Source organism: Actinomadura livida (assembly GCF_014648675.1).
Classification (GTDB): Bacteria; Actinomycetota; Actinomycetes; order Streptosporangiales; family Streptosporangiaceae; genus Spirillospora; species Spirillospora livida.
On record NZ_BMRO01000007.1, the window covers coordinates 207,184 to 230,008 of the forward strand.

Sequence of the window (22,825 nt, forward strand, 5' to 3'; positions counted from 1 at the left end):
GCCACCGGCGCCTCGGGGCGTTTTCCGGGCCGATTCGGCGCTTTCGGCAGGACCCGGTCAGTGCTGCCGCACTCCTCGTGCCTGCGCGACGTTCTCGCGCACGGCGGGGGCGATCTCGGCACCGAACCGGATGATGAGTCCGGGATCGTCGCCGCCGATGATGAAGGCGCTGATGCCGTGGTCCAGGGCGAGGGCGGTGAGGCGGTCGATCCACATCTCGGGCGGACCGTCGAGGAAGCCCTGGCCGGCCGGGCCGAGGCCCGTGCGCATGAAGTTCATCATGCGCCGCACGGACGACGGTTCGCGTCCGGCCCGGACCGCGGCCTCGTCGATGCGGGCGTTGCCGTCGGTGATTCCGCGCAGTCCGTCCTCGATGTACTCGAGGCTTGGCAGCCATCCGTCCGCGACGGCGCCGGTGAGGTCGAGCATCCGGGGCTTGTAGGCCCCGACCCAGATCGGGATCGGGTGGTACGGGCGCGGCCCGCGGTCACCGTCCACGACGCGGTAGAACCGCCCCTCATGGCGGAGCGGCTCGGGCCGGTCCGCGTCCCAGCCGTCGCGGATGATGCCGATGGCCTCCCGCAGGGCGGAGATGCTCTGCCCGGCGCCGAGTCTCCGGCCGCCCATCGCCTCGACGCCGTCCCAGCTCGCGCCCGCGCCGACCCCGAGGCGGAACCGGCCCTGCGAGAGGCGGTCGACGGTGGCCGCCGCGCGGGCGAGGCCGAGCGGCGGGCGCAGGGGCAGGCTGGTCACGTTCCCGCTCAGCGCGATCCGCCGGGTCTTGGCCGCCGCGTAGGCCAGCAAAGTGGAGGTGTCGTGGAATCCGGGATGGTAGGGGTGGTCCTGGAAGGTGACCAGGTCCAGGCCCGCGCGTTCGGAGGCGACCGCCAGGTCGACCGCCTGCCGCGCGGGACGGCGGACGGGACTGGGAAAGCTGCCGAACAGCAGATCGTGGCCGTAGTCGTTCATGCGGCGTCCTCGGTGAGCGAAGCGGCGTCCGTGCCTGCGGCGATCGGGGCCGGGGGGATGTTGAAGTTGTCGCGGAAGAGGTTGTCCGGGTCGTAGCGGGCCTTCAGCCGGCGGAGCCGCTCCAGGACGTCCGGAGGGAACGCGTCGGTGAGCCGTTCGGGACGCCGGTCTGTCTCGAAGCTGAGGTACAGCCCGTCGAAGTGCGGCCGCAGCCGGTCCCACTCGGCGGTGAGGAGGTCGTCGCTGGAGCTCATCGCGGTCGCCTGAAACCGTGGCGACCGGTGCGAGAACGCCGTCTCGTCCGGGGAGACGTCGCTGATCGCGCCGCCCATCGCGCGCAGCTCGAAGAAGTAGACGAGACCGGTGCTGAGCAGCTCTGCCGCGTCGCGGGCGAACCCGCGGGTCAGCTCGGGGACGAACGCCGACCGGGACACCGGCTGCCCGAAGCCCCGCTGCCCTTCGGGCCCGATGTCGGCCGCGTTCCCCATGACGCCCGAGTAGGGGGTCAGCACGGCCTGCCGGCGTACCGGCCGTCCCAGGTCGAGGAACGGCGTCAGCCGGTCGACGACGACGTCCGGGTCGGGGTCGTCCACCACGGCGTACAGCGACACGATCCACACACCGTCACGCTGCCGGCCGGTGACGAAGAAGACCGTCGTATCGCGCGGGGCCTCGCCGGCCAGCTGTCCGTACCGGTGGAGGGACTGCTCGATGTCGGTGGACACCAGCGTCAGCTGCGCCCATCCGACCTGGCCGACCACGGAGGTCTCGAACTCGAAGGCGGTCGCGATGCCGAAGTTCGCCCCCGCGCCCCGTACCGCCCAGAACAGGTCGGGGTTCTCGGTGTCCGAGGCGCGGACGGGAGTGCCGTCTGCGAGGACGAGCTCCACCGCGCGCAGCCGGTCGATCGTCAGGCCGTGCTTGCGCGAGAGCAGGCCGATGCCGCCGGCGGTCGCGAGGCCGCCGACGCCGACGCCCCCGTAGTCCCCGGAGCCGAGCGCCCAGCCGTACGGGTCGAGGGACTCGGCCACGCGCTTCCAGGTCCGGCCCGGCCCGACGCGCACCAGCCGGCGGTCTTCGTCGAGGACCTCCAGCCCGTCCAAGGAGCCGACGCTGATGACCAGGCCGCCGCGGTTGGTGGACCGGCCGCTGATCCCGTGCCCGGCGCTGCGGATTCCCAGCGGCACGTGCGGGTGATCGCGGGCGAACGCGATCGCGTCGGCCACCTCGCTCACCGTCCCCGGACGCAGGACCAGGCCCGGGGCGCCGCCGCGCAGGTACGTCGACGCGACACTGGCGTGTTCCGGGTCGCCGGGCTCGACCGCCCGGTCGGCCAGGCTCGCCGGCACCGCGTCGTAGTCGATCCCCGGGACGCGCTGCGCGAGCACCAGTGCGGAACGCCGCCGGCGTCCTGCCGGCGCCGCCGGCCCGGGCGCCGCGGCGAGCGGTGCGATCCGCGCGATGTCCTCCGCGTCGTGAACGGGTACGACGGGAATGCTCGATCCGGACGCGGCGCGGACCGCCTCCACGTCCGCGTCCACGAGTGTCCACCGTGCGCCCGGCGGGAGTGTGCGGTCCGGCGCGAGAGCCGCCAGGGTGGCGGTCGCCTTCTCCGCGACCGCGGGCACCGCGGAATCGGCGTCGAACGGGTCAGAGGGCTCACTCCGCGGTGCCACGCCGACCCGGATGCGCTCGGTCACCCCGGTGATCCAGGTCGCCACCGCCCAGGCGTCCGCGTGCCGGCGTCCCGTGACCACGGCGATGCCGATCCCGTGGTCATCCGCCGTGCGGGCGAGGGCCACCAGTTCCTCGGCGCCGGTTCTGTCCGCGTCGAGCTGTACGCCGATCTCCATACCGCACCCCCTTATTGGTATGTTCCACAACTAATATGTTCCTCATACTATTCCGGCCGTACGGAGAACTGTGAGATCACGCGAAAGGTGGGCGTGAAGGGCACCGGGCAGACGGGAAGGCCCGCCGCGAGATGCGGGGTGCGCGGAGCCGGCCGGGGCCGGGCCTAACGCTTGGCGGCCCCCGGTTCCGGGTCCACGAGGGCGTCCAGCACCGCGATGCAGGGATCGATCGAGGGGTGGGCACTGTGGATCGAGACGGCGAGTTGCGCGGCATGCTCGACGAACGCCTGCCTCGCCTGGGCGGGCATGCCCGCGAACACGGCGTCCTCGGCCGCTCGGACCTTCGCCTCCAACTCCGCCAGCGTCCGCTCACCGTGCGGCGTGAGGACGATCCGGCGGACGCGCCGGTCCTTCGGGTCCGTCCTGCGCTCGACCAGGCCGGCGTCCTGGAGCGCGTCGATCACGTACGGCATCACGGTCTTGTCGATCTGGAGGTGCTTGGCCAGCCCGCTCTGCGTGGGCGGACTGTTGTGCCCGACGACCGAGAGGATCTGATAGCCGCGCGTCCCGTGCGGCACCCCCTCGACCGCCCGCTCCACCTCCTCGTGCCAGCCGCGCAGGATCACCCCGAGATACCAGCCGAGGTTCGACCCCGGGACGCCCGCGGTCGGAGCGCTCCTGTCGGCGTCCACATCTCGACCATCCATACGTCGATGGTACGCAGCCGACTTGTTCCCCAAATGGTTTGCCCGTCAACCGAACCGGATCAGGAGGAGGGCGGCGTCGTCGTAGCGCTGCTCGGAGGTGGGGGCGTTCTTCTGGAGGGAGTCGGCGACCGCGTCCATGGTCCCGTCCGCGGCCTCGGCGAGTTGGCGGGCGAGTTCGGCCGTGGTCTCGTCGATGTCGATGCCGGGGATTTCGACCATCCCGTCTGTGTAGAGGGCCAGGACGGCGCCGGGGGTGAGGGGGATCTCGGTGGTGGGGTAGCCGGCGTCGGGGTCGATGCCCAGCAGCAGGCCGGCCGGCAGGGAGACCGGTTCGGTGCGGCCGTCGGGGTGGCGGAGCAGGGGCGGCGGGTGGCCGGCGGTGGCGAGCTGGGTACGCCGCCGGGTCAGGTCGAGCCGGACGATCAGGCAGCTGACGAACAGCCCGGGGTCCAGGTCGATCAGGAGGCGGTTGGTGCCGGCGAGGATGTCGCCCGGCGGTGTGCCGATGGTGGCGTGGGCGTGGACGGCGGTGCGGACCTGGCCCATGAGCGCGGCCGCGGTCGTGTGGTGCCCCTGGACGTCGCCGATCGCGGCGATGGCGGTCGTCGGGTCGATGCGGATGAGGTCGTAGAAGTCGCCGCCGATGTCCATGCCGCGGTTGGCGGGCTGGTAGCGGGCGGCCAGGTCGAGGCCGGGGACGTCGGGCAGCGCGTGGGGGAGCAGCCCGGATTGCAGCGTGCGCGCCAGCTGGTGCTTGGCGTCGTAGAGACGGGCGCGGTCCAGCGCCTGGGCGATCAGTCCGGCCAGCGACAGCAGGACGGCGCGCTCGGCTCGTGGGAAGTGGTGGGCGTCCGCGTAGTTCAGGACGAGGGTGCCGATGATGTTGCCGGAGGCGATCAGGGGCAGGAAGGCGCGGGCGTCCATGCCCTCCGCGTGGACCGCTTGGGGGTAGGCCCGTTTCAGGTCGGCGAAGCTGGCGAAGAACTGGGGTCTGCTGGACGCCAGCGTCCGCGCGGCCGGTATGCCGGAGGTCAGGAGCGTACCGTCCAGATAGTCCGCGAGCCCGGAGACGGACTCCGTGCTGCCGACGACGCGCAGCCTGCCCTCTTGCGCCGTCATCAGCACCATCCCCTTGGGGCCGAAGGCGGGCACGACATGGTCGGTGACGAGGCCGACGACATCGTCGAGCCCCGCGGCTTCGGTGAGGGCGGCGGCCAGGTGCGTCATCTTGTAGATCGTCCCCACCCCGGCCCCATCCGCGGTGCCGTGCGGCAGCGGGTCCGGGCGGGGGGTCCGGCCGGTGGGCTCCTCGGCGCGGGCGGGCATGATCTGGACGCTGATCCCGGATGTGTCGGGGTGGAGGTGGATCTTCAGGGCGGTGTCCGGTGGCCGCACGGTGGTGAAGGAGGCGGGCTGGCGGCCGATCACGGCGGCCCTGTAGTAGGCCTCGAAGAGAGCGTCGTCGCGGAGCCACGACTGCGCCTCCCACGGCCGGGCGCCCTTCAGCTCGTCGACCTCGATGCCGAGCAGGTCGGCCGCGGCGGCATTGGCGAAGACGACCCGGCCGTCCAGATCGAGGGAGCAGCAGCCCGTGGGCAGGCGCTCGGCGAACCAGGCCGCCGCCTGCGCCTCCTCCTGCGCCGTCGGGCGGCTGACCTTCGGGGGAGGGGGCGGCAGGACGTGCGGTTCGTGCGGGCACCGCAGCCGCGTCCTGTCAGGGGCGTCCCGGTGGGCGAGCAGGCCCGCCCACCGGCAGAAGTCGTTGATCGCCTCACGCTCGTCGTCACTGAGCCCCTCCGGATGCGAGACCGGCCACAGCAGCGCCAGGCTGCCCACCAGCTCGGTGCCGTCGGCGATCGGTACCGCGGTGAGCATGAAGTCGTAGGGCACCGTGAGCCCCAGCCGCGGGTAGCAGCGTGCGATCTCCTCCTGCCCGCTCAGCCACACCAGCCGCTCGCTGCGGAGGGCGACGGGGACCGGGTGCGGGTCGTCCGGGGAGATCCGCTCCCACGGGGCGACGATCTGCCGGGTGGCTCCGCACAGCACCGCCAGCTTCAGCACCGGCTCCTCCTCGGGCAGGAGGTACACCCCTCCGACCGAAGCGCCGACCTCCGACATCAGCTGCACCATGGCGGCCCCGAGCCGCTCGAGACCGGCGCCGGGGACGGCGGCCGAAGGCACGCGCCGCGACCGCATGATCGTTCATCTCCATCCGCACGACAGGCTCTCGCCAATGGTCATCCGTGCGCAGAACGCCCAGATACCCTCGACATACCCGTCCCTACCTGGACATATGTATTTGCCGCGGCCGGTCACCGCCCGGAACCGGCGTGCGGTCACGCGCCCGCGGTGAACTGCTTGCCCCCGTCAACGTCGTAGGTCGCGCCCGGCACGGCGGTATTGGTCTAGGCGCACCGACCACACGTGACGACGCCTTTACCCGCACGCCTCGCGCGACGCTGAGCTTGCCGAATCCGCGGTCGTGCAGGTGAGGGGCGGACGGGGCCGCCCTATTTCGTTTCCTCCGCGCTTTCCGGCCGGTCCACGACGGCGCGCCGGCCGGCGGCTATGTGCTCCCGCATTAGCCGCGCGGCGCGCGCGCCGTCCCGCGCGACCAGTGCCGCGGTGATCTCCTGGTGTTCGGCGACAGAACGTTCCAGCTGCCCGGGAACCCGCCAGATCGTGCTCCAGGCGAACTGATTCCACAGCCGGATGATGAACGGTTCGACGAACTTCGTCCGGCCGGATCTGTAGATCGCGAAATGCCACTTCCGGTTCGCCGCCGAGGCGCGCGTCGGATCGCCCGACTGCGCCGCCTCGACCATCTCCTGCTGGGCCGCCTCGATCTCCTTGAGATCGGCATCGGTCAGGTTCTCGGCCGCGATCTCCGTGGCCATGCTCTCCAGGAACGACCGCAGCGTATAGAGTTCCTTGGCGTCTTCGGTCGTGAGCTCCATCGCGGAGATCGACCGGTGCTCGTTGTAGAGCACCAGACCCTCGGCCTCGAGAATGCGCAACGCCTCGCGCACGGGTGTGATGCTCATGCCCAGCTCGGAGGCGATGCGGCGGACGTCGAACCGCTCACCGGCCTGGACCTTGCCGTCAATGATCATCTCGCGCATGGCGTCGACGGCGAGCGATGTCTTCGATCGGTACTCAACCATCTGGGAGCCGCTTCTTCACAAGTCCTGGTGGGCGTATACCGGGCGCATTATCGCCGGAGAGCCGAGAAGGCCGCCGGGCGGCGCCTGCCGGGAAAGGAGCCGTCCCCTTTCATCGCGGGAGTGCGACCAGGAGATGTGAGCGCCATCATGGTGCTGCCTCTCTTTGCCCGGCAATGGTGCCGCCCAGGTGAGCCTGAAAGATGGAACGGGTTGCCCGTCAGGTGAAGAAGTCGACGCGACGGATAATGAAGTATAGGCGATGGACACGGTGCCGTACGCCGGATTCGTGCCAGGGTGTCACACATCGGCATGGGCCCGGTCGAGCACCCTGGAAAGTTGTACATCAACCGGCTCGTCCCGCCGGCGGTTCGGGCGGGGCGGCCGATCCGGCGAACTCGGCCGTGACCACGGCGGCGACCCGGCCCGCATAGGCGGCCAGTTCCTCCTCCGAGCGGGACGCCACGGGATGCGGCAGCACGGTCGTGCCCACGTCGGCCAGGCCGAGCCTCACGGCGAACCGGGCGACCAGTGACTGGAACGGCTCGGTGATCACGGCGATCGCGGGAACCCCCAGGCGCTCGAACTGGATGGCGTCGTTCGCGCTGCAGGCCGAACAGGCCCCGCAGTCGCCGAGGGCGGCGATCATCAGGCCGGCGCCCTCGGCCAGCCGGGCGGACTCCTCGCCGGTCAGCGGCTTGGCCGCGCTCGGCTTGCTGTGCATGACCACGTCGGAGAAGCCCAGCCGCGTGCGCAGGTCCGTCGCGACCAGATCGAGCAGGACCCGCGCGCTGGGCTTGCCGTTGTCGACCAGGACCAGCCGGTCCCGCGGTCCCGGAGCGCGCCGGGGGGCCCGGCTGACCAGGTCGGCGGGCGGATCGGCGGGCTCGGGGACGACGATGTCGAGGACTGCCACAGGGTTCTCCTTGAAGGAACTTGGTAGCTCAGAAATCGACCGTGCACACGTTGTCCCCGCAGTCGGGAAGGGGCTCGTGCGGGACTCGCACGCGACGCGACACCGCCGCGGTGGTGACCGAGGTCGCCCATGAGGGCAGGTAGGCGGACCAGCCCGCTCCGGCACCGCCGGCGGTCACCAGGTAGACGTCCTGTGCCGTCTTCACGACCGGAAGCAGGCCGTCGGACCCGGCGGTCATGTCGTGCGCGCTGCCGACCGGGATCCGGATGCCGGCGTCCAGCAATGACTTCGGGGCCACCCTGCCCGCGACCGCCAGATGCTCCTGGACGTCGAGGGGGGTCAGTCCCGCGTCGGCCAGCACCGCCGCGTGCTCGGGCCCGAGGACGAACAGCCCCTGACCTCCCTTGCCGGCGATGAAGGTGGTCGGCGCGGCCATCGCCGAGGCCAGCGTCGCGAGGATCCCGCCGGCGTCGCCGTTGAGGTGGTTGGCCACCTGGTGCGGCCCTTCCGTCGCCATCACGGTGACCGTGGTGTCGGCGAGTTCGTAGCCGAGCCGCACGCGCAGCGGTTCCCAGCCCTCGGGGGGAGGGCCCTCGGCGAAGCACAGCGAGTACCGGCCGGGGTTGCCCAGCGACGAGCCGTCCATCCCGCCCGGACGGGCGTCGAAGGCGTTGCGGGCGACCAGGCGCAGCGTGCGCCCGATGGTGGCGTTCGCGCGGAAGCCGGGCCCCAGCGCGTTGTGCCCGCCGTGCACGCCCACCTGGTCGGCGAGCGGGCCGCTGACGATGATGGTCAGCGCCGCCCCGCCGGTGCTGGTCAGCGCGGCGTTGAGGTTGAACGCGGGATCGAGCACCGCCGCCATCGCGGCCTGCACGATCGGGAAGTACTCCGGGCGGGCGCCGGCCATGACCGCGTTGGCGGCGAGCATCTCGGCGGTGAGCACCGCCGCCCGGCCGGGCACCGCCCCCAGGACGTCGTCGGGGAGCAGATCGGACTCGGCGAGCATCGCGCTGACGCGCTCCGGTGTGGGTGCGACGACCGGGAGGCCGTCGCTCCATCCGCGCTCGGTGAAAACGTCCTGAAGCTCGGCCTCATCGACCCGCATCGTCTGTGCCATCGAGGCACCTCCTTCGGATGCATCCTGCATCTAAGCCCCCCATCTGGTCAAATGCCGTACTGAGGACGACGATGTGACGTAGTTGACACCCGATGATGCCTAATGCAGGATGCATCCAATCTCAACCTTCGAGGAGTCGGGATGTCTCTCAGGTCACGTGTGGTGCCCCCCCTTGCCGCGGTCGTGACCGCGGCGTCGCTCGCGGCGTGCGGCGGCGGCGGAGGTGGGGACACGGCGAACAAGGCGGAGGTTCCGATCTCCGCGACCGCCGCCTCCGGGGAGCTCGACACGAGCGCCACGCTCACCTTCGCCGATCCGTTCCAGAACGACACGATCGACCCGGCGAAGAACGATTCCGGATTCCCCACCCGGCAGCTCAACCTCGTCTACGACCGCCTGATCGGCATCGCTCCGAGCGGCGAGCTGACGCCCCAGCTGGCCACGAAGTGGGAGTTCACGAACCCGACCACCCTCCGGCTCACCCTGCGCTCCGGCGTCAAGTTCCAGGACGGCGCCCCCTTCGACGCCGCCGCGGTCGTGAAGAACCTCGACCGCTCACGCGACCTTCCCGACGCCGGCGCGGCGGTGTCGACCCCCGCCGAGGCCATCAAGGACGTGAAGGCGTCCGGTGACGACGTCGTGGAGATCACCCTCAAGAAGCCGCGGTACTCGATCCTGTACGACCTCGCCCAGAACCTCGGCATGATGATCAGCCCCGGCTCGCTGTCCGGGTCGCTGGACCGCACCGCGGTCGGCGCCGGCATGTACAAGCTGGTCGACTTCAAGCCGGGCGTCTCGGCCACGTACGAGCGGTGGGACGGCTACTGGGACCCGGACGCGGTCAAGCTCGCCGGCTTCGTCATCAAGTCCATCCCGGACGCCCAGACCCGGATCAACGCCCTGCAGTCGGGCCAGGTCACGATGTCGCTGATCGACGAGAGCCAGGTGCGGGACGCGAAGGGCGCGAGCCTGCGGGTCTCCGAGGAGGCGACCGTCAGCGCGTGGACGATGTTCCTCAACCTGACCCGCGGCGAGCTGAAGAACGAGCAGGTGCGGCAGGCGATCAGCCACGCGATCGACCGCAAGGCCCTCGTCGAGACCCTGGGGCACGGCCACGGTGAGCCCGCGGTGCAGCTGTTCCCGTCGTCGTACGAGGCGTACTCCCAGGACTGGCCGGCGGCGAAGTACCCGTTCGACGTCGCGAAGGCCAAGGAACTGCTCGCCGCGGCGGGGCATCCCGACGGCGTCGAGTTCTCGGCGCTCATCCTGAACCGCCCGCTGGACAAGCAGCTCGGCCAGGCACTGCAGCGGATGGTCGAGCCGGTCGGCATCAAGCTGTCCCTGAAGGTGGTCGAGCCGGCCCGGTACTCGATGTTCACCGACGGCGAGGTGGACATGTTCCTCGGCCGCTGGGGCGGGCGCGCGGACCCCGCGGACACGCTGAAGTCGAACGCGGCCAAGGGCGGGTTCATCAACCCGGGCGGCGGCACGGCGCCGGACTTCCAGGCGCTGATGGACAAGATCGACAACACCCCGACCGGTGACGCCCGGGTCAAGCTCGTCCAGGAGGCGAGCGCCATCTTCGCCCAGCGGCAGCTCGACATCCCGATCTTCGCGCGGCGGTCGATCTTCGCCGACAAGGGGTGCGTGGTGGGCTTCACGCCCTACATGGTCGGCGCCGACGAGTACCGGGGCGTCGGCGTCCGCAAGAACTGCGACTAGCCGCGGTCCCGATTTTCAGCGCCCGATGATGAGGCCGACCATGACAAAGGGACGATGACCGATGCTGAGACTGCTGGCCAGGCGCCTTCTGATGAGCGTGCCGATTCTGGTCATCGTCACACTCGTCGTCTTCTTCCTGCTGGAGATCGCCCCCGGCGACCCCGCGCGGCGCGCGGCGGGCGGGGAGATGGCCTCGGCGGCCGACGTCGCCGAGGCCCGCCGGCGGCTGGGACTCGACGAACCCCTGTGGACGCGGTACTGGCACTTCATCGAGGGGCTGTTCACCGGCGACCTCGGCCAGTCGATCTTCAGCGGCCAGCCGGTGCTCTCCGCGATCGCCGAGCGCGTCCCGGTGAGCCTGTCGCTGATGGCGGGGGCGCTCACCGTGGCGATGCTGATCGCCGTGCCGGCCGGGATCATCGCCGCGACGCGGCCGGGCAGCATCGCCGACCGGGTCGTGATGCTGATCTCCGCCGGCGGTGTGGCGATGCCGAACTTCCTGATCGGCCTGCTCCTCGTGCTGGTGTTCGCGCTCCAGCTGGGGATCTTCCCGGCGACCGGGTACGTGCCGTTCGAGCAGAGCCCGGCCGGATGGTTCCAGGCGCTGGTGCTGCCGTCGGTCGCCCTCGGCGTCGCGGCGGCGGCCGAGATCGCGCGGTTCCTGCGGGCGTCCATGCTCGACGTCCTGGACCAGGACTACATCCGCACGGCGAGGGCGAAGGGAATCGGCGTCCGCAGCGTCCTCGGGAAGCACGCGATGAAGAACGCCTTCGCGCCGGTGCTGACCGTGCTCGGTCTGCAGGTGCGGATCCTGATCGGCGGCACGGTCGTGATCGAGCAGATCTTCAATCTGCCGGGCCTGGGCTCCCTGACGGTCAAGGCGGTCTTCGACCGCGACTATCCGATCATCCAGGGAGTCGCCATCAGCGCCGCGCTGGTGGTGGTGGTCACGAACATCCTCGTCGACGTCGCCTACGGCTACCTCAACCCGAAGTTGCGTGCCGCATGAGCGTCAAACAGGACACTTCCATCACTTCGGTCCCGGCTACGGCCGACGGCGCGGTTCCGGACGCCCACGTCCGGATCGGGTTCGCGGGCCGGTTCCGGCGGCAGCGCGGGGCGGTCGCCGCCCTCGCGATCCTGTCGGTGATCACCCTGGCGGCGGTGCTCGCGCCGTTCTGGACCCTGCACGACCCCGCCGGGGGAAGCCTCTCGGACGCCCTGTCCGGTCCGAGCGGCGGCCACTGGCTCGGGACCGACGACCTGGGCCGCGACGTGTTCACCCGCATGGTGTACGGCGCGAGGCTGTCGCTGGCCGCGGCCGTGATCGCGGTGGGGGTCGCGCTGGCGATCGGCCTGCCGTTCGGGCTGCTCGCCGGCTACGCGGGCGGCCGCGGGGACAGCGTGATCATGCGGGTGAACGACGCCCTGATGAGCTTCCCGCCGCTCATCCTCGCGATCAGCATCGTCGGCTTCCTCGGCCCCAGCCTCACCAACGCCATGATCGCCATCGGCGTCATCTACGCCCCCCGGTTCATGCGGGTGGTGCGCGGCGCGGCGATGGCCGTGCGGGAGGAGACGTACGTGGAGGCGGCGCGGATGATGGGCGTTCCGGCGCACCGCGTCATCCGCCGCCACCTGCTGCCGAACATCCTCTCGCCCCTGCTGGTGGAGATCAGCCTGTCCCTCGGGTTCGCGATCATCGCCGAGGCGTCGCTGAGCTTCATCGGCCTCGGCGTGCAGCCGCCGAGCGCCAGCCTGGGCTCCATGCTCGGTGAGGCGTTCCGCTACATGCGGGACGCACCGGCCTTCGCGATCGGCCCGGGGCTCGCAATCATGATCATCGTGCTGTCGCTCAACGTCCTCGGCGACGGCCTGCGCGACAGCCTCGGCAGAAGGGCGATGAGGTAGTGAAGAGCCTGTCGAAGCCGACCGCGTCGGCCCCGGACCCGTTGCTCGAGATCGACCGGCTCAGCGTCGACATCCGGAGCGAGCGCGGCGTGGTGCGCGTCGTGGACGAGGTGTCGTTCGCGGTCGGCCCCCGGGAGACGGTCGCGCTGGTGGGGGAGTCCGGCTCGGGTAAGAGCGTGACCTCGATGTCGGTGCTGGGGTTGCTGCCACCGCGGATCACCCGCACGCACGGCTCGGTGCGGTTCGAGGGCCGCGAGCTGCTCGGCCTGAAGCCGGGCGAACTCGACCGGGTGCGCGGCGACGACATCGCGATGATCTTCCAGGAGCCGATGACGAGCCTGAATCCCGCGTTCACCGTCGGCGAGCAGATAGCCGAGCAGGTGCGGCGCCATCGCGGCGTCTCGCGCAGGGCGGCGCGTGATCGCGCGGTGGAGGTGCTCGACCTGGTCGGCGTCCCGTCGGCGGCCGAGCGGCTGAAGGCCTACCCGCACGAGTTCTCGGGAGGGATGCGGCAGCGGGTCATGATGGCGATGGCGCTGTCGTGCGAGCCGAAGCTGGTCATCGCCGACGAGCCGACCACCGCCCTCGACGTGACCATCCAGGCCCTGGTGCTGTCCGAGCTGCGCGCACTGCAGGAGCGGTTCGGCATGTCGGTGCTGTTCATCACGCACGACCTCGGGGTCGTCGCGGAGATCGCCGACAAGGTCGTGGTGATGTACGGCGGCCACCTGGTCGAGACGGGCCGTACCGCGGAGGTGTTCGCCTCACCGCGGCATCCGTACACCGAGGCGCTGCTCCGGTCGGTGCCCCAGGGCGACACCGCGGGCTCCCGGCTGTGGTCGATCCCGGGCACCATGCCGACCCCCGAGGCGCTGCCGCGGGGCTGCCGCTTCCACCCGCGCTGCCCCTACGCGCAGCGCGGCGTGTGCGATACGGACGAGCCGCCGCTGGAGCCCGTCGGCGACGGCCGCACGTCCCGCTGCGTGCGCCGCGCGGATTTGCGGCTCACCGGGATCGGCGCGGACACGGGCGGCATCGGCGCCCGGGAGGCGGCCCCGCTCGGCGGGCCGGCCCTGCCGGGAGGTGATCGGACATGACCCCGATCCTCGAGGTCGAGGACCTCACGGTGCGCTTCCCCGTCGGCCGGAACGTCTTCGGCCGTCCTCGCGCGATGCTCACCGCCGTCGACCGGGTCTCGCTGGCGGTGCCGCGGCATCAGACCGTGGGACTGGTCGGGGAGAGCGGTTCGGGCAAGTCGACGCTCGGCCGGGCGGTGCTGCGCCTGGCCGCCGCGGAGTCGGGCAGGGTCACCTTCGACGGGGTCGACATCACGCACCTCGGCGCACGGAGGCTGCGCCCGCTCCGCCCGCGGATGCACATGGTCTTCCAGGATCCGTACTCGTCGCTCGATCCGTCCTGGGAGGTCGAGGACCTGGTCGCCGAGCCGCTCGGCACGGCGGACCCGTCCGCGAGCCGTGCGGAGCGCCGGAAGGCGGTCGTCGAGGCGCTGGAGCACGTCGGCCTGTCCAGCGCCCACCTGAACCGGTACGCGCAGCAGTTCTCCGGGGGCCAGCGGCAGCGGATCGCGATCGCGCGGGCGCTGGTGACCCGTCCGGACCTCGTGGTCTGCGACGAGGCGGTGAGCGCGCTCGACGTCTCGACCCGCAGCCAGATCATCAACCTGCTGGAGGACCTGCAGCGCGACTTCGGCCTCACCTATCTGTTCATCGCCCATGACCTGGCACTCGTGCGGCACGTCAGCGACTGGATCGCCGTGATGTACCTCGGCTCGATCGTGGAGGAGGGGCCGGCGGAGCGGGTCTACGAGGACCCGGCGCATCCCTACACCAGGTCGTTGCTGTCGGCGATCCCCCGGCTCGATCCCTCCGAGCGGTCCCGGGAGCGCATCGTGCTGGCCGGTGAGATCCCGAGCCCGCTGGCGCCCCCGTCCGGCTGCCGGTTCCGGACGAGGTGCCCGCACGCGATGGAGATCTGCGCCGAGGTCGCGCCGCCGGCGGTGCCGGCACCGGGCGGGGGCTGGTCGGCCTGCCATCTGAACGGCGGGGACGGCGGCGTGGGAGTGGCCTTGGACAAGAGCGGGACGGCGTCATGACCCACGTCAGCCGGTCGGCCGGCGGCGAGGCCTCGTTACCCGGCCCCGGACGTTTCCCAGCCCCAAGACGATCCGATGCAGATGCATCGTATAGGAGGCAACCTTGAAGGGCACGACCGAGGACGAGCGTCCCGGCCCCCTCGCGAACCTGCGGGTGATCGATGCCTCGACGCTGTTCGCCGGGCCGATCGCCGCCACCCTGCTCGCCGATTTCGGCGCCGACGTCATCAAGGTCGAGCACCCCAAGGGCGACGGGCAGCGCCATATGGGCTGGCAACGCGACGACACGTCCCTCATGTGGACGGTGCTCAACCGCAACAAGCGGTGCGTCACCCTCGATCTGCACGCCCCGGAAGGCCAGGACGCGTTCCGCCGGCTGGCCTCGACCGCGGACATCGTGATCGAGAACTTCCGTCCCGGCACGCTGGAGCGGTGGGGGGTCGGCTACGAGCAGCTCGCCGCCGAGAACCCCGGCCTGGTCATGGTGCGGGTCACGGCGTTCGGGCAGACCGGGCCGTGGCGCGACCGTCCCGGCTTCGGCACGATCGCCGAGGCGATGAGCGGGTTCGCGCACATCAACGGGCATCCCGACGGGCCGCCGACGCTGCCGCCGTTCGCCCTCGGCGACGCGATCACCGGCATCTTCGGCGCCTGCGCGGCGATGTTCGCGCTGCGGCACCGGGACACGACTCCCGGCGGACGCGGCCAGTCGATCGACCTCAGCATCTACGAACCGGTCTTCTGGCTGCTCGGCCCGCAGCTCTCGGTCTACGACCAGCTCGGGGAGGTGCAGGGACGCACGGGGAACCGCGCGCCGTTCACCTCGCCGCGCAACCTCTACGAGAGCGCCGACGGGCGCTGGATCGCGATCTCGGCCAGCGCGCAGTCCATCGCCGAGCGCCTCATGCGGATGATCGGCCAGGAGCAGTACCTGGACGAGCCGTGGTTCGCCGACCATGTCGGGCGGCTCGGGCACATCGACGAGCTGGACGAGGTCATCGAGAGCTGGATCGGCGCCCGCAGCTGCGACGAGGTGCTCGCCGCGTCCGAGGAGCACCAGGTCGCGGCGTTCCCGGTGTACACCGCCGCCGACATCGCCGTCGACGAGCAGTACCTCGCGCGGGAGAGCTTCACCACCGTCGCCGACGACCAGGGCGTCCCGGTGCGGTTGCAGAACGTCGTCCCGCTGCTGTCCGAGACGCCGGGGCGGCACCGCTGGCTCGGGCCGGCCATCGGCGCGCACAACCGCGAGGTCCTGGTCGACGAGCTGGGCTTCAGCGAAGCGGACCTGGAGGGATGGGCCGCGAAGGGGATCGTCGCCTCCCCGCCCGCCGCGTCCGACGACGCGCCGGAGGACACCGACGCGCTGAGCGGGGCCGAGCCCTGAACCGGCGATGACGAAGACCGAAGGCACGACAACGGGTTCACACGAAGGGACTGGTAGCTCATGACGGCTCAGACGGACGCACGGTCAACGACGGCGGAGCGCCCGGGGATCGCCGAGCGAATCAAGATCATCGACACGGACAGCCACGTCATGGAGCCGCCGGACCTCTGGACGGGACGGCTCAGCGCGGCCAAGTGGGGCGACCAGATCCCGCACGTGCGGCGCGACGAGAAGCACGGCGTCGACCGCTGGTGGATCGGGGCGCGCCGCGGCTCGGCGGTCGCCAACTTCGCCACCGCGAACTGGCGGGAGTTCCCGCCCTCGTATCCGAAGCTGCTGGAGGAGGCCGACGCCGCCGCGTGGCACCCGGAGCGGCGGCTGGAGCGGCTCGACGAGTACGGGATCCACGCCCAACTGCTCTACCCCAACATCCTCGGGTTCTCCAGCGTCTACTTCTTCGACCTGGACCCGGATCTGCGCTACGAGTGCGTCGCCGCGTACAACGACTGGCTCGTGGACTTCTGCAGCCCGGACCCGGACCGGCTGATCCCGCTCATGTGGCTGCCGTTCTGGGACACCGACCTGGCCGTGCGCGAGATGGAGCGGTGCCTGGCCAAGGGCCACCGCGGCATCATCTTCCCCTCCAACTTCGAACCGGTCGGCCTGCCGCTGATCTACGACGAGCACTGGAATCCGGTGTGGGAGGCCGCACAGGCGAACGAGCTGTCCATCAACTTCCACACGGGGTTCCAGATCACGGAGGAGGAGGCCCGCTCGGCCATCGGGTACCGCCGGTCGCGCGCGGACTTCGCCAAGATGAGCGCGATGTTCCTGATGGGCAACGCGCGCACGATCGCCGACGTCACCCTGTACGGCGTGTGCCACCGCTTCCCGCGGCTGAACTTCGTCTCGGTCGAGAGCGGGTTCGGGTGGATGCCGTACTTCGCCGAGATGCTCGACTGGCAGTGGCTGAACTCCGGCGCGCGCGACGCGTTCACGGAGATGAAGCTGATGCCGAGCGAGTACATCGAGCGCCAGGTGTACGGGACGTTCTGGTTCGAGTCCGACTCGGTGCGCCGGATGGGCGACATGTTCCAGAACAACCTCATGTTCGAGACCGACTTCCCCCACCCGACCGCGCTGCAGCCCGGCCCGGCGTCCTACGCCGACAGCCCGAAGGTGCACATCGAGCGCAGCCTGGAGGGCATCGACGAGGACATCCTGCGCAAGCTCCTGAACACCAACGCCGCCCGGGTCTACCACCTTGGCTGAACCGGTGACGCAGCACGCGCGGGCACGCGGCCGGTCGGCCACCGTCCGCCACGAGACCCCGGCACAGCGCGTCGAGATCGGCGCCGGTGTCGTCGACGGCGTGGGCGGGATCGTCTCCGGCCTCGGCGGCACCGTGGTCGGGATCCTCGCCGGCGACCGCGTCTGGCGGGGCGGGCTGGGCGGACGCGTGGAGAGATCGCTCGGCTCGGCCGGCCGCGTCGTCTGCAACGAGATCGAGCCGCACACGCCGCTGTCGGCGGCGGTGCGGCTCGGTCGCCGCTTCGCCGACGCCGGAGTGGACCTCATCCTGGCACTCGGCGGAGGCAGCGCCAGCGACCTGGGCAAGGCGACCGCGGCGGTGATGGCCTCACTCGGCCGGGGCGACGCCCAGCCCGACATGTCCCGGCTCTTCGCCCGGGTGCGAGCCGACGGCACGGTCTCCGATCCCGCGGTGGGAGGGCGGCCGGTGCCGCTCGTCGTGGTGCCGACCACGCTCTCCGGCGCGGAACTGACACCGGGCGCGGGAGTCACCGAGAACGGCATGAAGCGCGTGCTCTGGGACCAGGCGCTGTCCGCGCGGGTGATCCTCTACGAGACCTCCGACGACAACGACCTGCCCGCGGCCGTCGTCGCCACGACGGGCATGAACGCGATGGCGCACGCGGTGGAGGCGATGTACTCCACCGCGGGCGACGCGATCAGCGACGGGCTCGCCGTCGCCGGGCTCGACGCGCTCACCGCCGGCATGGTCCGCTACCTGGCCGCCGGAGACCGCGGCGAACAGGCCAAGGCGGAGCTGTTCACCGGCGCGGTCCTGGCGGGCCGGGCGCTCAGCACCGCGCGGGTGTGCCTGCACCATGCGATCTGCCACGTTCTCGGGGCGCACCACGGTGTCGCGCACGGTGACGCCAACGCCGTGATGCTCAGCTACGTCGTCGACTTCAACGAGGCCGGCGCGGCCCGGCAGCTCGCCCGGTGCGCCGCCACGATCCGCGGCGCCGCCGAGCGGGTGCTCGGCACGCCCCTGACCGAGACCTCCCCGGGCGCGGTGCTGCGCGAGTTCCAGACCCGCGTCGGGGCGCCCACCACGCTCACCGAGATCGGGCTGCCGCATGTCGACGTCGAGGACGTGGTCAGCGGCCTGCGCGAGGAACGGGGCGTCGCCCTGAACCCGGTACCGGTGACCGACGACGACGTCCGCCACCTGCTCGCCGCCGCCCGCGGAGCGGCTTGACCGGCGCGGCCCGCCGTGCCGAACCCCTTGGAGATCAGATGACCACTACTGTCGAGTCCGCGCACGCTCTCGACCCGCTGTTCCGCCCCGCGAGCGTGGCGGTCGTCGGAGTTTCCACTTCGCCGACGAGCCCGGGCGCGCGGACGTTCGCCAACCTCGTCCGGCACTTCGACGGCGAGGTGTTCGGCGTCAACCCCGCCGAGCCGGAGATCGAGGGCCGCCGGCTCTCCGCGTCGCTGACCGCGATCGGCGAACCGCCCGACCTCGTGGTGATCGCGACCCCGGCGGAGTCGGTGCTCGACATCCTCACCGAGGCCGGCGAACTCGGCGTGAAGGCGGCGATCGTGCTCTCCGCGGGCTTCGCCGAGGCCGGCGAGGAGGGCAGGCGGCTCCAGGGCCTGCTCGCCGAGACGGCACGGCGCCACGGCATGGCCCTGATCGGCCCGAACTCGATGGGCATGATCAGCCGCCCGAACTCGCTGTTCGCCACCTTCACCAACGCGGTGCAGGAGGCGAACGCGGGTGGCCGGGTCGCCGTCGTGGGCCAGAGCGGCGGCATGGCGGCGATCATCTACACGATCTGCCTGGCGCACGGCGTCGGCGTGGACTACCTCGTCGCGCTCGGCAACGAGTCCGCCACCTCGCTGGGTGAGGTCGTCGAGTGGATGATGCGTCCCGAGTCCGGGGTGGACGCCGTCCTCGGCTTCGTGGAGTCGCTGTCCGGCTGGGACGAGCTCGCGGCGGCCGCCCGGATGGCCGCCGAGTCGCAGAAGGTCATCGCGTTCTGCAGGGCGGGCCGGTCGCAGCTGGGCGCGGCCGCCGCGGGCAGCCACATCGGCGCGGTCGCCGGTGACGAGAAGGTCCTCGCGGACCTCGCCGCGGCCGGCGGCATCGTCGAGGCGGCGACGCTGGACGACCTGCTCGACATCGCCAAGGCGCGGCACGTCGCGCGGCCGATGCGGGGGCGGCGCGTCGGGGTGGTGACGGCGTCCGGCGGGGCCGGGTCGCTCTTCGCCGACCTGATGACCTCGGCGGGCCTGGACCTCCCGGAGCTGTCGCCGGAGCTGCAGAAGAAGGTGTTCGAGGTGATCCCCTGGTTCGGCTCGGCGACGAACCCGGTGGACACGACCGCCTTCATCCAGAGCCGGCCCGAGGAGTTCTGCGCGGTGGCCGGGATCCTCGCGGCCTCCGGCGAGGTCGACGCGGTGATGGTCTTCCTCGGCACCCTGGACCCGATCGCGCCGCGGCTCGTCCGCTCGCTCACCGAGATCGCCGCACGGCATCCGGCCGTCCCGGTGGTGGTGACCTGGGGCGGCGGCAGCAAGCGCTTCAAGGAGGAGCTCTGGCGGGCCGGCGTCGCGACCTTCGACGACCCGGACCGCGCCGTCCAGGCCCTCGTCGGGCTCGCGCCCGCACGGCGCGTCGCCGCGGCGACCGGCCCGGTGAACGCCCCCTCGCCGTTCCTCGACCCGCTGCCCGGTGAGCTGACCGGGGGCCGGTCGACCGTCACGTTGAACGAGCACGACGTGCGCAGACTCCTTGAGGCGGCCGGCCTGCCGGTCCCGGCCGGCGCCCTGGCCGCCGACGCGGACCGGGCCGTCGCCATCGCGGCGGAGATCCAGGGCGAGGTGGTGCTCAAGCTCATCGCCCCCGGCCTGGAGCACAAGAGCGACATCGGGGGCGTCGTCGTCGGCGTCAGCGGAGCGGACGAGGTGCGGCGCCAGGCCGAGCGGCTGTTCGCGCTCGGCCGCGAACACGGTTCCGCCGTGGACGGTGTGCTCGTCGAACAGCGCGCGCCCGCCGGCATCGAGCTGGTCTGCGGTGTGCGGCGCGACCGGGTGGCGGGCCCCGTGGTGGTGGTCGGCCTCGGCGGCGTGCTCACCGAGATCATCGGTGAGATGGCGGTGCGCGCGGCCCCCCTGACGCGCGGGGACGCGCTCGACGCACTGGAGCAGCTGTTCGCGGGCCGGCTGCTCAACCACCACCGGGGGCTCGGCCCCGCGGCCGCCGAAGCCGTGGCGGACCTGCTCGTAAGGCTCGGCGACATCATCGCCGCCACCGACCGCCTCGTCGAACTCGAATGCAATCCGGTCATCGTGTCCGAGGCCGGTGCCCTGATCTGCGACGGCCTCGCCGTCGTCGGCGGGGATCCCGACGACTCTTCAACAGGGAGGTTCCTTCAGTGAGCAGTCCCTTCGACGGCGACCACGCGCGGGCGTTCCGCGGCGAGCTGCGGCAGTGGTTCGCGGACAACCTGCCGGCGGGCTGGGGTACCGAGCGCTTCGCCCCGCACGCGGACGAGGACGCCGAGGTGCGCTTCCTGCGCGGATGGCAGCGCACCCTCTACGACGGAGGCTGGGCCGGCATCTCCTGGCCGGCCGAGTACGGCGGCCGCGGCGCGACACTGCTCGAACAGGCGGTCTTCGTCGAGGAGCGCGACCGGGTGAAGGCGCCGTTCGACATCGGCATCGTCGGCACGCAGATGGTCGGGCCGATGCTGATCACCTTCGGGACGCGGGAGCAGAAGGACAGGTACCTGCGGCGCATCCTCACCGGCGCGGACCTCTGGTGCCAGGGCTTCTCCGAGCCGGAGGCGGGCTCCGACCTCGCCGGCCTGCGGACCCGCGCCGTCGCCGACGGGGACGGCTGGCGGGTCAGCGGGCAGAAGGTCTGGACGAGCCGCGCGCAGCACGCCGACATGATGATCCTGCTCGCGCGCACCACGCCGGTCGGGGACGTCCCGCACCGGGGCATCTCCGCCTTCGCGGTGCCGATGGACAGTCCCGGACTCACCGTCCGCCCGCTTCGCCAGATCAACGGGTCGGCCGAGTTCTGCGAGGTCTTCCTGGACGAGGTGCCGATCGCCGCCGACGCGTTGATCGGCAAGGTGGACGAAGGCTGGAAGGTCGCCATGACCACCCTGTCCTGGGAGCGGTTCGCGACCACCCGCGCCTTCGAGATGCGGCGCCTCGCCGCGCAGCTGTGGACGGCGCTGCCCGAGGAGGCCCGCGCCGACAACGCCGTCCGGGCGCGGGTGCTCGAACTGCTGGCGCAGGCGCACGCCGGGGGGCTGAGTTATCAGCGGATGGTGTCGACGGTGACGGCGAAGGGCGAAGTCGGCGTGGACGCCTCGGCGGGGAAGCTGTTCAGCACCGAACTGGGGCAGCGCATCGTCGACCTCGCCTTGAGCGTCCTGCCGCCCCCGGACGTGCTCGGTGAGGTCCGCCCCGGCAACCAGGGGACGACGTCGTGGCCACTGGAGTGGGTGAACGGCTTCAAGAACACCATCGCCGCCGGAACATCCCAGGTGCAGCGCAACATCATCGGCGAACGGGTGCTCGGCCTACCGAAGGGCGGTGCGCGCTGATGAGCGTGGTGCTGACCGACCTCCAGGAAGAGCTGCGCCGGACGGTGCGCGGCGCGATCGAGGCGCGGCACGGTGCCGCACGCGTGATCGAGCTCGCCGAGGCGGGCGCCGAAGGCGACGACGCGGACGTATGGAAGGCCCTCTCCGACATCGGCGTGCCGCAGATCGGCACGCCCGACTCCGGCACCGGGCTGCTCGACCTCGGGCTGATGGTGCAGGAGGCCGGCCGCGGGCTGCTCCCCGGGACGCTGCTGGGGCATGCGCTGGGCCAGCGGCTGCTCCTCGCCGCGGACGGAGCCGCCGGCCCGCTCGCCGAGGCCGACGCCGCCGGACACCGGCTGGCCGCGTCCTGGCGACTCGACCCGGCCGCGGTCACCGTCGAGCCGGACGGGGTCCTGCACGGCCGGGCCGGGGCGATAGCCGAGGGACGGCAGGCCGACGTTCTCGTCCTGCCGGTCACCGGCCCGGCGGTCGCCTGCGTGGACACGAACTCGCTCGGCTTCTCGCCGGAAAAGGCCGGCGCGATCGACACCGGCCGTGACTGGACGGCCGTCGATCTCGACGGCATTCCGGCGCGGGTGTACGGACTCGAGCCGGAGAGCTGGCGGCGCGTCCTGCTCGAAGCCGCCGTGCTGCTGTGCTTCGACTCCCTCGGCAGCGCCGAGCGCTGCCTCGACGACGCCGTGCGGTACGCGAAGGAACGCCGCCAGTTCGGTCAGGCGATCGGCGGCTTCCAGGCGGTGAAGCACCTGCTCGTCGACGCCCACGTGGCCGTCGACAATGCCCGCTCGGCCACGTGGCACGCCGCCGCCGCGCTCGACTCGGGCGCGGCCGACGCCGCGTTCAGCGCCCACGTCGCGAAGGCCGTCACCGACCAGGCGCACGTCCGGACGGCGGCGGCGGGCATCCAGGTGCACGGCGGAACGGGCTTCACCCGCGAGGTCGCGGCGCACCTGCATGCCCGGAGGAGCAGGTACAACGAGCGGCTCGCCGGTACGCCGGCGGAGCACCTCGATGCCATGGCCGACGATCTCCCGATGGTGCTCGGCCAATGGTCCGGCGTGCCGGCCGACCGAACCTGACGGAATAGAGAGGA

Annotated in this window: 18 protein-coding genes; 11 read left to right on the plus strand and 7 right to left on the minus strand. The window is 71.6% G+C overall.

The window, feature by feature from the left end; all coding sequences use genetic code 11:
* Window positions 1–57 precede the first annotated feature (57 nt).
* The 7 genes from IEZ03_RS18405 to IEZ03_RS18435 form a co-directional block, all read right to left on the minus strand.
* The gene (locus IEZ03_RS18405) at window positions 58–969 is read right to left on the minus strand and encodes an LLM class flavin-dependent oxidoreductase (RefSeq protein ID WP_184881787.1); all 912 of its coding nucleotides are present in this window, start codon (window positions 967–969) and stop codon (window positions 58–60) included.
* On the minus strand, window positions 966–2,822 hold the full coding sequence (locus tag IEZ03_RS18410) for an FAD-binding oxidoreductase (protein WP_184881789.1): 1,857 nt from the start codon (window positions 2,820–2,822) through the stop codon (window positions 966–968). The genes IEZ03_RS18405 and IEZ03_RS18410 overlap by 4 nt, the downstream gene beginning before the upstream one ends.
* A gap of 164 nt (window positions 2,823–2,986) precedes the next feature.
* Window positions 2,987–3,529 carry a MarR family winged helix-turn-helix transcriptional regulator gene (locus tag IEZ03_RS18415; protein WP_184881791.1) on the minus strand — a complete coding sequence of 181 codons (543 nt, stop codon included), beginning with the start codon at window positions 3,527–3,529 and terminating at the stop codon, window positions 2,987–2,989.
* Between the two features lie 45 nt (window positions 3,530–3,574).
* Window positions 3,575–5,725 (minus strand): SpoIIE family protein phosphatase, encoded by a 2,151-nt coding sequence (locus IEZ03_RS18420; protein WP_184881793.1) that lies wholly within the window; start codon window positions 5,723–5,725, stop codon window positions 3,575–3,577.
* Window positions 5,726–6,039: 314 nt separating this feature from the next.
* Window positions 6,040–6,693: a GntR family transcriptional regulator gene (locus IEZ03_RS18425; protein WP_132046438.1), complete on the minus strand. Its 654-nt coding sequence runs from the start codon at window positions 6,691–6,693 to the stop codon at window positions 6,040–6,042.
* A 343-nt stretch (window positions 6,694–7,036) separates the two neighbouring features.
* Entirely contained in the window at window positions 7,037–7,606 is a 570-nt protein-coding gene (locus IEZ03_RS18430; protein ID WP_184881795.1) for a UGSC family (seleno)protein, read from the minus strand.
* A gap of 28 nt (window positions 7,607–7,634) precedes the next feature.
* A complete protein-coding gene (locus IEZ03_RS18435) occupies window positions 7,635–8,723 on the minus strand; it encodes a hypothetical protein (protein ID WP_184881797.1) in 1,089 nt (362 codons plus the stop codon).
* A 162-nt stretch (window positions 8,724–8,885) separates the two neighbouring features.
* Here IEZ03_RS18435 and IEZ03_RS18440 point away from each other — a divergent pair, with 162 nt between their 5' ends.
* The 11 genes from IEZ03_RS18440 (at window position 8,886) to IEZ03_RS18490 (ending at window position 22,811) form a co-directional block, all read left to right on the plus strand.
* Window positions 8,886–10,445, plus strand: a complete 1,560-nt coding sequence (locus tag IEZ03_RS18440) for an ABC transporter substrate-binding protein (protein WP_184881799.1) — start codon at window positions 8,886–8,888, stop codon at window positions 10,443–10,445.
* A gap of 61 nt (window positions 10,446–10,506) precedes the next feature.
* Complete coding sequence (locus tag IEZ03_RS18445) at window positions 10,507–11,454, plus strand: ABC transporter permease (protein WP_184881801.1); 948 nt, start codon at window positions 10,507–10,509, stop codon at window positions 11,452–11,454.
* The gene (locus IEZ03_RS18450; RefSeq protein WP_184881803.1) at window positions 11,451–12,356 is read left to right on the plus strand and encodes an ABC transporter permease; all 906 of its coding nucleotides are present in this window, start codon (window positions 11,451–11,453) and stop codon (window positions 12,354–12,356) included. The genes IEZ03_RS18445 and IEZ03_RS18450 overlap by 4 nt, the downstream gene beginning before the upstream one ends.
* Window positions 12,356–13,453 (plus strand): ABC transporter ATP-binding protein, encoded by a 1,098-nt coding sequence (locus IEZ03_RS18455; protein WP_229808382.1) that lies wholly within the window; start codon window positions 12,356–12,358, stop codon window positions 13,451–13,453. The genes IEZ03_RS18450 and IEZ03_RS18455 overlap by 1 nt, the downstream gene beginning before the upstream one ends.
* Entirely contained in the window at window positions 13,450–14,469 is a 1,020-nt protein-coding gene (locus tag IEZ03_RS18460; protein WP_184881805.1) for an ABC transporter ATP-binding protein, read from the plus strand. Before IEZ03_RS18455 ends, IEZ03_RS18460 begins: the two co-directional genes overlap by 4 nt.
* A gap of 103 nt (window positions 14,470–14,572) precedes the next feature.
* Window positions 14,573–15,856 (plus strand): CaiB/BaiF CoA transferase family protein, encoded by a 1,284-nt coding sequence (locus IEZ03_RS18465; RefSeq protein WP_184881806.1) that lies wholly within the window; start codon window positions 14,573–14,575, stop codon window positions 15,854–15,856.
* A 60-nt stretch (window positions 15,857–15,916) separates the two neighbouring features.
* Window positions 15,917–17,128, plus strand: coding sequence for an amidohydrolase family protein (locus tag IEZ03_RS18470; RefSeq protein ID WP_184881809.1), 1,212 nt, complete (start codon window positions 15,917–15,919; stop codon window positions 17,126–17,128).
* 4 nt (window positions 17,129–17,132) lie between these two features.
* The gene (locus IEZ03_RS18475) at window positions 17,133–18,362 is read left to right on the plus strand and encodes an iron-containing alcohol dehydrogenase family protein (protein WP_184881810.1); all 1,230 of its coding nucleotides are present in this window, start codon (window positions 17,133–17,135) and stop codon (window positions 18,360–18,362) included.
* 38 nt (window positions 18,363–18,400) lie between these two features.
* Window positions 18,401–20,548, plus strand: coding sequence for an acetate--CoA ligase family protein (locus tag IEZ03_RS18480; protein ID WP_184881812.1), 2,148 nt, complete (start codon window positions 18,401–18,403; stop codon window positions 20,546–20,548).
* Window positions 20,545–21,729: an acyl-CoA dehydrogenase family protein gene (locus IEZ03_RS18485; protein ID WP_184881815.1), complete on the plus strand. Its 1,185-nt coding sequence runs from the start codon at window positions 20,545–20,547 to the stop codon at window positions 21,727–21,729. The genes IEZ03_RS18480 and IEZ03_RS18485 overlap by 4 nt, the downstream gene beginning before the upstream one ends.
* Window positions 21,729–22,811, plus strand: coding sequence for an acyl-CoA dehydrogenase family protein (locus IEZ03_RS18490; RefSeq protein WP_184881817.1), 1,083 nt, complete (start codon window positions 21,729–21,731; stop codon window positions 22,809–22,811). Before IEZ03_RS18485 ends, IEZ03_RS18490 begins: the two co-directional genes overlap by 1 nt.
* Window positions 22,812–22,825 lie beyond the last annotated feature (14 nt).